At 72.0% G+C, this 11776-nt stretch carries 12 protein-coding genes; 4 read left to right on the forward strand and 8 right to left on the reverse strand.

Annotation, left to right across the window (positions count from 1 at the left end; translation table 11 throughout):
* On the forward strand, nt 1-393 hold a 393-nt coding region (locus VFB40_RS00045), incomplete at its 5' end, for a carboxypeptidase-like regulatory domain-containing protein (protein WP_324847141.1).
* A gap of 91 nt (nt 394-484) precedes the next feature.
* Complete coding sequence (locus tag VFB40_RS00050; protein ID WP_324847142.1) at nt 485-1540, forward strand: Gfo/Idh/MocA family oxidoreductase; 1056 nt, start codon at nt 485-487, stop codon at nt 1538-1540.
* 58 nt (nt 1541-1598) lie between these two features.
* Here the strand turns inward: VFB40_RS00050 and VFB40_RS00055 are convergent, their stop codons facing one another.
* The 4 genes from VFB40_RS00055 to VFB40_RS00070 form a co-directional block, all read right to left on the reverse strand.
* The gene (locus tag VFB40_RS00055; protein ID WP_324847143.1) at nt 1599-1958 is read right to left on the reverse strand and encodes a DUF6204 family protein; all 360 of its coding nucleotides are present in this window, start codon (nt 1956-1958) and stop codon (nt 1599-1601) included.
* A gap of 83 nt (nt 1959-2041) precedes the next feature.
* Nucleotides 2042-4159, reverse strand: coding sequence for a putative bifunctional diguanylate cyclase/phosphodiesterase (locus tag VFB40_RS00060; protein ID WP_324847144.1), 2118 nt, complete (start codon nt 4157-4159; stop codon nt 2042-2044).
* Nucleotides 4160-4448: 289 nt separating this feature from the next.
* Nucleotides 4449-5594 (reverse strand): alpha/beta fold hydrolase, encoded by a 1146-nt coding sequence (locus VFB40_RS00065; protein ID WP_324847145.1) that lies wholly within the window; start codon nt 5592-5594, stop codon nt 4449-4451.
* Nucleotides 5595-5882: 288 nt separating this feature from the next.
* Entirely contained in the window at nt 5883-6530 is a 648-nt protein-coding gene (locus VFB40_RS00070) for a TetR/AcrR family transcriptional regulator C-terminal domain-containing protein (RefSeq protein ID WP_324847146.1), read from the reverse strand.
* A gap of 145 nt (nt 6531-6675) precedes the next feature.
* On the opposite strand from VFB40_RS00070, the gene VFB40_RS00075 reads away from it, so the two are divergent.
* On the forward strand, nt 6676-7728 hold the full coding sequence (locus VFB40_RS00075) for a pyridoxal-phosphate dependent enzyme (protein ID WP_324847147.1): 1053 nt from the start codon (nt 6676-6678) through the stop codon (nt 7726-7728).
* A gap of 97 nt (nt 7729-7825) precedes the next feature.
* Here the strand turns inward: VFB40_RS00075 and VFB40_RS00080 are convergent, their stop codons facing one another.
* Nucleotides 7826-8383, reverse strand: a complete 558-nt coding sequence (locus tag VFB40_RS00080; protein WP_324847148.1) for a MarR family winged helix-turn-helix transcriptional regulator — start codon at nt 8381-8383, stop codon at nt 7826-7828.
* A gap of 71 nt (nt 8384-8454) precedes the next feature.
* On the opposite strand from VFB40_RS00080, the gene VFB40_RS00085 reads away from it, so the two are divergent.
* The gene (locus VFB40_RS00085) at nt 8455-8958 is read left to right on the forward strand and encodes a VOC family protein (protein WP_324847149.1); all 504 of its coding nucleotides are present in this window, start codon (nt 8455-8457) and stop codon (nt 8956-8958) included.
* A gap of 66 nt (nt 8959-9024) precedes the next feature.
* Here VFB40_RS00085 and mscL read toward each other — a convergent pair whose 3' ends face one another.
* From mscL to VFB40_RS00100, 3 genes are all read right to left on the reverse strand, one after another.
* On the reverse strand, nt 9025-9540 hold the full coding sequence (gene mscL, locus VFB40_RS00090; RefSeq protein ID WP_324847150.1) for a large conductance mechanosensitive channel protein MscL: 516 nt from the start codon (nt 9538-9540) through the stop codon (nt 9025-9027).
* Between the two features lie 175 nt (nt 9541-9715).
* Nucleotides 9716-10705 (reverse strand): MerR family transcriptional regulator, encoded by a 990-nt coding sequence (locus VFB40_RS00095; protein ID WP_324847151.1) that lies wholly within the window; start codon nt 10703-10705, stop codon nt 9716-9718.
* Nucleotides 10706-10856: 151 nt separating this feature from the next.
* Nucleotides 10857-11765, reverse strand: coding sequence for an NADP-dependent oxidoreductase (locus VFB40_RS00100; RefSeq protein ID WP_324847152.1), 909 nt, complete (start codon nt 11763-11765; stop codon nt 10857-10859).
* Nucleotides 11766-11776 lie beyond the last annotated feature (11 nt).

The following is an 11776-nucleotide window of genomic DNA, read 5'->3' on the forward strand; positions in this document are numbered from 1 at the left end:
CTCAACGCCGCGGACCCGTCGATCGTGCAGCCCGGCACGTACACCGCCGCGCTCACGCTCGGCTCGGACACCCCGTACAAGCTGGACAAGGTCCCGGTGAGCATGAAGGTCAGCCCGCCGGCGACGTGGGGCAAGATCACCGGAATAGTGCAGTACACCGACAAGAGCGGCAAGCTCGTGCCGATCCCCGGTGCGACGGTCCAAATCGACACCTGGGCCACCCACTACACCCTGCACACCGACGTCACCGGTCATTACGCCCTGTGGCTCGACTACCGCAACAACCCGCTCACCGTGATCGCGGCCAAGGACGGCTACCAGCCGCAGGTCGCCACCGTGAAGATCAAGAAGGGGGCGACGGTCACGCAGAGCTTCACCCTGTTGATCGACTGACGCCCAAGGCCTGAGCGGCAACTGGTGGCCCCGCTCCGCGTGAGCGGGGCCACCGCTGTCTTAGCGCGGGCGGTTGTGATTGGCTGACCGCATGTCTGACTCGGCTTCGGCTCCGGTTCTCGACGTCGCGATCATCGGCTACGGTCTGGCCGGAGCGGTCTTCCACGCTCCGCTGGTCGCCGCGGAGCCGCGCATGCGCGTCGCGGCGGTCGTGACCGGGTCGCCGGAACGCGCCGACCAGGCGCGCGCGGAGCATCCGGGCGTGCGGGTCCTGGCGAACGCCGAGGAGCTGTTCGCCGATCCCGGCATCGCCGACCTGGTCGTCGTCGCGGCGCCGAACAGCGCGCACGCCCCGCTCGCGCACGCCGCGCTGCGGGCCGGGCTGCCGGTGGTGATCGACAAGCCGATGACGCCGACCGCCGCACAGGCCGCGGAGCTCGTCGCCACCGCGCGCAACGCCGGACTGCTGCTGTCGATCTTCCAGAACCGGCGCTGGGACGGCGACTACCTGACCGTGCACAAGCTGATCGACGAGGGCCGGCTGGGCGAGGTGACCAGGTTCGAGTCCCGCTTCGAGCGCTGGCGGCCGACGCCCAAGGGCGGCTGGCGCGAGCTCGGCGGCGTCGAGGAGGCGGCCGGGCTGCTCTACGACCTCGGCAGTCACCTGGTGGATCAGGCGCTGCACCTCTTCGGCCCGGCCACGGTCCGCCACGCGGAGACCGAGGTGCGCCGCGCCGGGGTCAAGTCGGACGACGACACGTTCATCGCGCTTGAGCACGACAACGGCGTGCGCTCGCATCTGTGGATGAGCGCGGTCGCCAGCGACCTCGGACCGCGGTTCCGAGTCCTCGGTTCGCAGGCCGCGTATGTGAAGTACGGCCTCGACGTGCAGGAGGACGCGCTGCGTGGCGGTCAGCGACCCGGCGACAAGGACTGGGGCGCGGACGATCCCGACCGCTTCGGCACGCTGGGCACGCCCGGCGCGACGCAGACCGTCGAAACGGAACCGGGCGCATACGAGAACTACTACGCCGCGATCGCGGCCGCGCTGCTCGACGGGGCGCCAGCTCCGGTCGACCCCACCGACGCCGTGCGCTCACTCGAGATCCTCGAGACCGCCCGCCGCGTCGCGTACGCGCGCTCCTGACATCCGCGGCCGCCGGAATTCGGGCACGGGAGGGCGCCCCTCCCCCGCGGCGCCGCCCTCAGCCGAGCTCTCGCGCAGCCGCGCGGCGCTGACGCTTGCCGAGCGGAGCCTGCGAGAGGTCCTCAGCCTGCGACTTGAGGTTCTTGTATCCGTATCCGCGGGCGTCGAGCCAAGCACGCGCCGACTGCTCGGCCCGGCTCGCGGCCTCGACGAGATCCTCTTCCTGCTCCCCGGAGTCGAGGAACCGGAAGGAGAAGAAGGGGCGCGCGGCGAGGTCGTAGCTGAGGTTCCCCTCCGGGGTGAACCTCGCGTTCAGCACGTCGTGTTCTGCCGCGTCGGCGAGAAGTTCGGCCCGCTGCGCCTCGGTCAAACCGTCGAAGGCGCCGCGCACGGTGATGCGGAAAGTGCGGTTACTCACCGGCAGAACGTAAGGCACGCACCGCCGCCGGTGCCACGGCATTTCTCGCCGCGCTTCGCACGGCCTTTCCCACCCGGCGGTGTCTACCGCGCCTGGCGGCGGTCTAGCGGTGCCGGCACTCCGGTGACCGGCAGCGCGAGCAGTCCGGTCAGCTGCTCCGGCGGGACGGCCCGCGCGAAGTACCAGCCCTGGGCCGAGTCGCAGCCGAGGGCGGCGAGGCGCGCGGCCTGCTCCTGGTCCTCGACCCCCTCCGCGGTCACCGACATGCCGAGGCCGTGGGCGAGGGACACCAGCGCGCCGACGATCTGCTCGTCGACGTGGCCGTCCGTGCCGCCCGCGCGCAGGCCCGCGGTGAAGGAGGCGTCGATCTTGACGATGTGCGCGGGCAGCTGCCGCAGGTAGGCCAGGTTCGAGTAGCCGGTGCCGAAGTCGTCGATCGCGATGCGCACGCCCGCCTTGGCCAGTTCGCGCAGCACGTCGAGCGAGCCGTCCTCGGTGCCGACCACCGCGCTCTCGGTGATCTCAAGCTGGAGCTGCTGCGGCGGCAGGCCGGTGGCGTCGAGGATCTTGAACACGTCGGCGACCAGGTGCGGATCGTGCGTCTGACGCACCGCCAGGTTCACGTTGACCGCGGGCGGCGCGCCGTCCGGACCGACCGGGCCCCAGCTCGCCGCCTGGGCGCAGGACTGCTCCAGCACCCAGCGGCCGAGCTGCACGATGACGCCGGTCTCCTCCGCGAGGCCGATGAACCGGTCCGGCTTGAGCAGCCCGAAGTCCGGGTGCCGCCAGCGCACCAGCGCCTCGACCGCGGACACCGCGCCGGTCTTGAGGTCCACGATCGGCTGGTAGTCGACCACGAACTCGCCGCGCTCCAGCGCCCCGGGCAGCGCCGCGCTGAGCGTGTAGCGGGTGATCTCCGAGGCGCTGCGGTCGGCGTCGAACAGCGCCCAGCGGCCCTTGCCCTCGGCCTTCGCCCAGTACAGCGTGATGTCCGCGGCGCGCACCAGCTCGGTCGGGTGCGCTCCGCCGATCGAGTGCTCGACCACGCCGACGCTGGCCGAGACCGGGATCTCGCGGCCGTCGAAGGAGATGGGGCGGCGCAGCGCGTCGAGGATCTCGTCGGCCGCCTTGGTGGCCGAGGCCGCGTCCGCGTGGTCGGCCAGCAGCATCACGAACTCGTCGCCGCCCATCCGGGCGACCAGCCGGCCCGGCCGCTCCGCGCACTCGGCCAGCCGCTGCGCGACGCCGACCAGCAGCTGGTCGCCGACGACGTGCCCGAGGGTGTCGTTGACCTCTTTGAACCCGTCCAGGTCGAGGTAGCACAGGGCCACCTTGCACTCCGGGTCGGCGCTGCCGAGCAGTTCCTCGAGGTGCTCGAAGAACAACGTGCGGTTAGGCAGTCCGGTCAGCGGGTCGTGGGTGGCCTGGTGGCGCAGGTGCAGGTGCATCGAGCGGCGCTCGGTGATGTCCTCGAACAGGCCGAGCAGGAAGCGGCGGCGGCCGATCTCGTCGCGGATGACGGTGGCGCGCAGGTGGGTCCACAGGCTGGTGCCGTCGGCGCGGGAGAACTCCTTGTCCACCGCGTAGAAGTCGCGTTCGCCGCGCAGCACCTCGGACAGGGCGGCCCACAGCTCCGGCGGGTCGGTGGGCTGGGCGATCTCGCGGATGTGCCGGCCGCGGTAGCTCTCCGGGGTGCGCCCGAGCATGGTCGCCAGGGTCTGGTTGACCTCGACGACCAGTCCGTTGAGGTCGGCAAGGCCGATGCCGATCGGGGCGGAGGAGAAGACCGCGCGGAAGCGGGCCTCGCTCTCGTCGCGGGCGGCGAAGGCGGCGCTGCGGATGGCCTCCTGCTGATTGAGCGTCAGCTCGCGCAGCGCGGTGGAGTAGCCGGCCGCGATGCCGCCCTGGAGCGCGCCGAGCTCGGCGGGACCGCCGCCGAGCAGCGCGCCGTGCTGCGCGAACACGGAGAGGGTGGCGGCCAGCGAGGCGGGATCGGTGTAGTGCCCGGCGACCAGCGCGGCCCCGATGGCCCGACCGGCGGCGGCCGGATCCCGGTCCCCGCGCAGCGCGGCGGCGGCCTGCCCGGTGTGGTCGAACAGCAGCGCGTCGGCCTCGGCGGGGGTGTAGGTGACGTAGCTGGTGTCGGCGATGGCGCGCGTCCACGCCCGGGCTACCGACTCCACCGCCTCGGCCGCGGTCAAGGCAGGCGCTCCGCGCCTGATCCCGCGCGGCGCAGCGCACGCCGCGGCCTACTGGGCGCGCCCGGAAGGCGACGCTGCGCTACGGAGCTGCGGCGGGCCGGTCCGCGGACGCACATTCGGGCGGCGGCGCGGCCCTCCGAATGCACGTCTCCGGGGGTCAAAATAGGTCGTGCCATGCTTCCCAACCCTCCGCCGCGTGCGCGATCACCATATGCGTTAATGACGGCGTCGCGAAAGAGGGCCGCACGTGGAGCTAGCGCGCCCGGGTGACGGATCGGACCGGGCCGCATCAACCCAGCGCAGCCGCCGGTTCGGGGTCCGCGGGCCGGGTCGCGTACGGCGCCGGCGCGGCGCCTGCCGCGACGCCGCTGTCACGCGACCCGGTGCGGCTGTCGAGGAGCATGTCACGGGGTGTACCACTCGGGCGGCGTCCGCCGTCCCGTAGCTGTTCATCCGCCTCATCCTCCTCGGCGCTCCACCGCGGACCAGCGTCGCGCTCGCCGCGGACGGCCGCGCTTCGGTTGTGTTCCGTCCCAGTGTCTTCCCTCTCATAGTGTCCAACGTCACACCGCTGCACGGAGTGCCAGGCCGCCGATCCCTCCAAAGACCGGCCGGAGAAGAAGCGCAGCAGCAGGTCGGCGAGGGCGTCGGGGACTTCGAGGTGCACGGCGTGGTCGGCGTTGCGCAGCGCGGTGAAGCGGGCGTCGGCGCAGTACCGGCCGAGCGCCCGGCACTGCCGCGGCGTGGTGAAGTCGTCGTGTTCTCCGGTGCCGAGCAGGACGGGCACGGTCACCAGCGGGTACCCGCCGTGCAGTTCGTGCTTGAGCAGGCGCAGGGTGTTCTCGATGAACTTGGCGGCGTCGTCGGCGCTGATGCCGCCGAAGACGCCGGTCAGGATGCGGCGCACGGCCGGGCCGCGGATGATGCGCGCGGCGGGGTCGTCGTTGGTCAGCAGCGAGACGGAGTACTGCGCGAACTCCTCCACGCGGTCGGCGCGCAGCAGCGCGATGGTGCGCAGCAGCCCGGAGCGCAGCGGCTCGTCGACGGCCGCGCCGGTGCCCATCAGCGCGAGGCTCTGCACGAGCTCGGGGTGGTGCTGGGCGAGGCGGAACGCGATCGCGCCGCCGTAGGAGCCGCCGAACACGTGCGCGCGACGGTGCCCGGCGAGTTCCAGCACGTGGTGCAGCGCCTCGGCGAGGAACGCGGTCGAGTACCGCGCCGGCAGCAGGTCCGCGTCGCCCCAGCCGGGCAGGTCGACGGTCACCACCGAGGCCGAGCGGGCCAGCAGCGTCTCGAGCCGGCCCCACGCGCCCTTCTGCTGGAACGCGCCGCCGACCAGCACGATCGGCGGCAGCTCGGGTTCGGCGTTGACGAGGGTGCGGCAGTCGTAGCCGTAGCCGCGGTACTGCGCGACGGTGATCTCGACGCGGCTCATCGCGCGTCCTCGGACTCGACCGGACCGGCAGGCTTCATCAGGGCTCTCCTTCGCGCGGGCGCGCCGCAGGGCCGCGCCTCGGGGCGTGGCCCGGCGCGACGCGGCGTCAGGGATCGGGTCGGCCCGTGCAACGACCGGTGCCGCGGGCGGTGCCGGGTCCTTCGCCCAAACGGAAAGAGGTTTATGCCGATGGTCTAGCGCGCCTCGTCTCTTCCGGTGACTTCCCGGAAAAGCCGCGTCATCGAAGGGGCCGACGACGCTCGCGCGGCGGTGCGACTGGCGGTGCGGCTATTCGAGGCCGGGGTCGGCGGCGCGGATGAGCTGGCGCAGCCCGCCGTAGAAGACCTCGTGGTCGATGACGCCCTTGAGGATCGCCTCCGGGTGCGCGGTGACAGCGGGGAACTGCTCCGGTGGAAGGGCGCTGATGGCGGCCTTGGTGCGCTGCACGACCGCGTCGGGCGTCGCGTGGTCGGTGAAGCAGGCGCAGCCGAGGGTGAACAGGTACATCCGCCGGTATGCCCGCACCATCTGATCGGGCGTCATCCCGGCGGCGAGGTTCGCGGAGAGCTGCGGCTCGATCAGCCGCTGCATCACCTTGGGACCGAGCCACGGGCCGCCGCGGCGCATCGCGACGATGCCCGGGTGGGCGACGATGAGTTCGTAGAGGGCGGTGAAGCGCGCTTCGGTCGCGTCGGCCCATGTTGCATCGGCGGGCAGCTGCGGAATCGTTCCGACAACATAGTCGAGAACACAGCCGTCCAGCGGCACCTTGTATTCGGCGAGCCTGCGGTACACCGTCATGTGCGCGACGCCGAGTTCCTTGCCCAGCCTGCGGAAATTCAGCGCGTCGGCGCCTTCGGAGTCGATGATGCGAAGCGCCGCCCTGGCGATCACGTCGAGCGAGAGCGAATCTTCGCCGAGAGATGGACGAGCCATGGGATACAGCGTAACTTACGGTGTATCAGCTCGGAAGGAGCCGACCAGGCCGGATGGTGGCATCAGGGTTCGCGGCTTTCGCGCCCCCGGCTCGCGGCTTCGCGCCCGCTGCGAGAATCGCGCGCCAGGAAACGAGTGGTCGAAGATGAACGTCGGTGCCGGGCCAGCCAGTACGAGTCCGTTCACGGGCACCCCGCCCATCGGCCCGGCGGACGTCAAGGCCGCGGCCGGGCGGATCGCGGCGCGGATCCGGCCGGTGACCCTGGTGGCCGCGGACGTCAAACCGTTCGACGAGTCCAGCCTCTACCTGGCCTGCGAGAGCACCCAGGTGACCGGCAGCTTCGAGGCGCGCGGCGCGGCGAATCTGGCGCTGTATCACCTGGAGCACGGCGCCCTGCCGGATTCGGGGACCGTCACGGCGGTCTGCGGCAACGGCAACGCGGCGGTGGCCTGCGCGTGGGCGGCGCGCGAGACGGGCGGCCGCGCGACGGTGTTCATCGCCGAGGAGTCGGAGGCGCAGACCCCTGATCGGGCCGCGGGATACCGGGCCGCCAGGGCGCGGCTGATGCGGCGGCTGATCGAGTACGGGGCCGAGGTGCACAGCGTCGAGGGCGATCCGCAGCTGGCGGCCCGGGCGGCCGCGGACCACGCGGAACGGATCGGCGCCCTCTACTCGCACGCGTCCGACAACCCCATGATCGCGGTGGGCGCGGGCACGCTGGCCGCCGAGATCAGCGAGCTGATCGGCGCGGAGATCGACACGATCATCGTCCCGGTCGGCAGCGGCCTGGTGGCGGGCACCTGCGCCGCGCTCGAGCACACCGGCATCCGCGTGGTCCCGGTCGAGCCGCAGCGCGGCAGGACGCTGAGCGCCGCGCTCGAGGCCGGGTTCCCGATCGACGCCCCGGGCGCCGAGGGCGCGTTGACGCCGGCCGGGGACTCCTTCGGCGCCCGGCGCATCTCCCAGCTGGCGCTGGATCTGGCCCGCGCGGCCGGCTGCGTCCCGGTACAGGTCACCGATGAGGAGATCGTGCGCGCCCGGCGGGCCTTGTGGGATCAGCGCCGCATCCCGGCCGAGTACGGCGCCGCGGCCGCGTTCGCGGCGATCCAGTCGGGCGCGTATGTGCCGGACGTCTACGAGCGCGTCGTGGTCGTCATCAGCGGCGCGAATACGGACCCTGCGACGCTGGAGTCCTGACCGGTTCTGAGCTTTGCCGTCCCGCGGTCCCTCGCTCGCCCGGGCGGCGGTGCCGGACGTCCGGCGGCTGCGGCGTCGTCGGGGTGCGGCTGCCGCGCTACACGCATTCGTCCGCGGTCGCCTCGGCGCGCCATTCGGCGGCGTCGTCGGGGTGCGGCCAGCGCGGCGAACCGCCGCGGCGCGCGATCAGGGTCTCGCAGATCTCGCGCAGCTGCCGCACCTGCTCCGGGCTCAGCCGGTCGAACAGGGCGTTGCGCACTGCCTCGACGTGCCCCGGCGCCGCCGCCTTCAGCACCTCGAAACCGGCGTCGGTGAGCACGGCGTAGACCACGCGGCGGTCGCCGGTGCACTTCTCCCGGCGCACCCATCCGGCCGCGACCAGCCGGTTGACCGAGTGGGTGAGCCTGCTCTGCGAGGCGTGGTTGAGCGAGGCGAGGTCGCTCATCCGCATGCGGCGGCCCGGCGAGTCGGAAAGCGCGGCGAGCACCATGTAGTACGTATGGGGCATGCCGGCGTCGCGCTGGAGCTGACGGTCCAGGTCCTCGTCGAGCAGGTTGATCGCGGCCAGCAATGCGAGCCAGGTGCGCTGCTCGTCGGCGGTCAGCCAGCGCGGCTGGGGGGTGCCCGTATCGGGCGTGCCCGTTGCCCCGGTCATGTGAACCATCCTAACCGGCGGCGCGGCGGTAGAGTCGCCGCAAGCAGGGGGAATGCGTGAAGGGGCGCGAGATGGCACCTGACGGCACGGCACTCGACTATGACCGGATCGAAGCGGAGCGGGCGCGGATCCGGGCGACGTATCTGCGCGAGCAGCGCCCGGGCAGCAGCGCGCGGGGCGTGCACCACGTGGCGTTGCTGTGCTCGGACGTGGAGCGCACGGTGCGCTTCTACCAGGAGCTGCTGGAGTTTCCGCTCACCGAGATCTTCGAGAACCGCGACTACCGCGGCTCGAACCACTTCTTCTTCGACATCGGCCACGGCAACCTGCTGGCCTTCTTCGACCTGCCCGGCCTGGACCTCGGCCCGTACGCCGAGGTGCTCGGCGGGCTGCACCACCTGGCCATCTCGGTGGAGCCCGAGCGCTGGGAGCGGCTGCGCGGGAAGCTGGCCGAGGCCGGGGTGGCGTGCCAGGTCGAGAGCGGCGTCTCGCTCTACTTCCGCGACCCGGACGGGGCGCGGATCGAACTGCTGGCGGATCCGCTCGGCGAGATGTACGGCGGCAAGGTGCTGTGAAACCACTACGGGCCGCGCATTACGGCGCGGCCCGTGTGTGCCGCCGCGTGATCCGGCCGGTCGGCGCTACTCGGCCTTCGCCACCGCACCGACCGCCTTGACCGACAGCGCGGCCGAGGCGCCCAGCTCGATCTCGCCGGGCGTGCTCTCGATGAGCTTGTCGGAGTCCGCGTCCAGGATCGGTTCGACGCGGGCCGTGCACGCGCTGCACCGCCGGGCCATCGCGGGGATCTGGGTCAGGCACTCGGGGCAGGCGCGCTTGGCCTTGGTCAGGTCGTGGTGCGGGTTGAGCTCCTCGCTGATCTTGTTGACCGGCAGCACCACGAGGAAGTAGATCGCGGACGCGGTCAGCGCGAACGCGATGAGCGCGTTGATGAAGGCCCCGTAGCCGAAGGTGACCGAGCCGACGTGGAACGCCATCCTGCTGTAGTCCCCGACGCCGCTGGTCGCCCAGTCCACCAGCGGTGACAGGAACGCCGAGACGAACGCCCCCACCACCGTGCTGAAGGCCGCGCCGATCACCACGCCCACGGCCAGGCCGACGACGTTGCCGCGGATGACGAACTTGAAGAAGCCGTTCATGTCCCTTTCCCCACCCCAGATTCCGCGCGAAACCCTTGTTCCGTGCGATGCAGAGGGCAGGGTGACGTATCGCAGGGCACGTTGTCCAGCCCCGCGGGCCCGCTCTTGATAACGATGCGGGAACGCGGGGTGGACCATCATCAGAAGGCTGTTCTGACGGCCGGTCAGAAATACATCAGGACGCGGATCGCAGCGCCTTGAGGAGCCACTCCATCGACTCGAACGAGGGCGCGCCCTGCGAAGCCAGGTCGGGCTTGCCCGCGACGGCGGAGACCAGCTCCCAGAAGCGGTTGACCCGCCGGTCCAGGTTGGCCTCCATGCTCTCCACCAGTTCCCTGCGCCCTGCCTCGAGGTCGTGCATGCCGACGACTTGGGCCCACGCGGCGATGATCGCCTCGATCCGGGCCTGCCCGGCGTCGGAGACCGGGTCGACGCCCTCGGCGTAGGCCTTCTGCGCCTCGGGGGCCAGGACGGTGCCGAATCCGGCCTGCACCCGGTTCCACTTCTCGTCGGACAGCCGCCGGCGCTTCTGCGCGCCGTGCTCGGCCATCTGCCGGCAGCGGGCGACGAAGTCCTCGTCCTGGATCAGCGAGACCAGCTCCACCCAGGCCTCGACCTGTTCGGCGGTGGGTTCCTCGGGCAGGTCGGGAAAGGCGGCGCGCATCATCCGCTCGAACGCCCCGCGCCCGGACTCCTCCTCGTCCAGGCCGCGGAAGACCTTGTCGAGGTAGCCGTCGAGGATGCGCTTGCGCTCGGCGGCGTCCAGCTTGGCCAGTCGGTGCATCTGTTCCATCTCCATCCAGTCGGATCCGCGGACCGCGACCGCGCGCAGCACCGCCTGCCGTACCCGGAGCACCTTGACCGTGGCGTCGAGGGCGTCCGCGTGGGCGCGGGCGACCTCGGCGACGCTGACCTCCTTCGCGAGCACGCGGGCGATGGTCGGCAGGTCGATGTCCAGGTCGCGCAGGGTGCGCACGAGCTCGAGGCGGGCTGCCGCCTCGAGGTCGTAGAGCCGGTAGCCGGACGGGCTGCGCCCGGCGGGCTCGACGAGCGCGGCTCCGGCGAATCGGGTGTCCGAGTAGAACCGGATGGTGCGCACAGGCACCCCGGTCAGGTGGGACAGCTCCCCGATCGTCAGCAGCCGCTGCGTAGCGCGGTCTTCCATGGCTTCTACGGTTCCGGTTCCAGTTACTGGAGACTCAAGCCGGTTTTCCGGCCCGGCCTGTGACGCCCGTCACACGTCGGATACTGCACGGCCGTCGCACCGGTTCGCGGTGCGACGGCCGTGGCTGGTGGAGCGTGCGGCAACGGGCGAATCAGGGCACGAGCACGATCTTGCCGCGCAGGTGGCGGCCCTCGCTCTCCCGGTGCGCGTCGGCGGCGCGCTCGAGCGGGAACTCCTTCCACACGAAGACGCGCAGCTCGCCCGCCGCGGCCAGGGCGACGAGCTCGGCCAGGCGCGAGCCGGAGCGCCGGGTGCCCAGGGCCCTGACGCCGAGCCGGTTGGCGGCGGCCTGGTCGACGATGGTGCCGACCCGCTCCGGGTTGCCGACGATCCGCAGCGAGGCTTCCAGCGATTCGCCGCCCGCCGCGTCCAGTGCCGCGTCCACGCCCTCGGGCGCCGCGGCGGCGACCCGGTCGGCCAGGCCAGGTCCGTAGGTCACCGGGATGACGCCGAGTTCGCGCAGGAAGTCGTGGTTCGCCTCGCGGGCCGTTCCGATCACCCGCACCCCGCGGGCGACGGCGATCTGAACCGCCATCAGGCCGACGCCGCCGGCCGCCGCGTTGACCAGGACCGTCTCGCCCGGCTTGACCGCGAGGTCTTCCAGCACCGTGGAGGCGGTCTGTCCGGATGCCGAGAGCGCGCCCGCCTCGCTCCAGGTCAGCGCGCCGGGCTTGAGCGCGAGCAGCTTGGCGGAGGCGACGATCGTGTCCGCGTACGCGCCGTTCGCCGGGCCCAGCACCTCGTCGCCGACGGCGAACTGGGTGACCTCGGGGCCGATCGCGTCGACGACCCCGGAGGCCTCGTTGCCGAGCCGTCCGGGGAAGGTCACCGGCGCCCAGTCCTTCCAGGCTCCGCTGCGCAGCTTGGTGTCGGCCGGCTGCACGCCCGCGGCGCGGACCTTGATGCGCACCTGGCCGGGGCCCGGCTCGGGATCAGGCAGTTCGGCGAGGCGCAGGACCTCGGGTCCGCCGTACTCGTCGTAGACGATCGCTCGTGTCATGGATGAGTGCC

Source organism: Actinocrinis sp. (genome assembly GCF_035650855.1).
Classification (GTDB): domain Bacteria; phylum Actinomycetota; class Actinomycetes; order Streptomycetales; family Catenulisporaceae; genus Actinocrinis.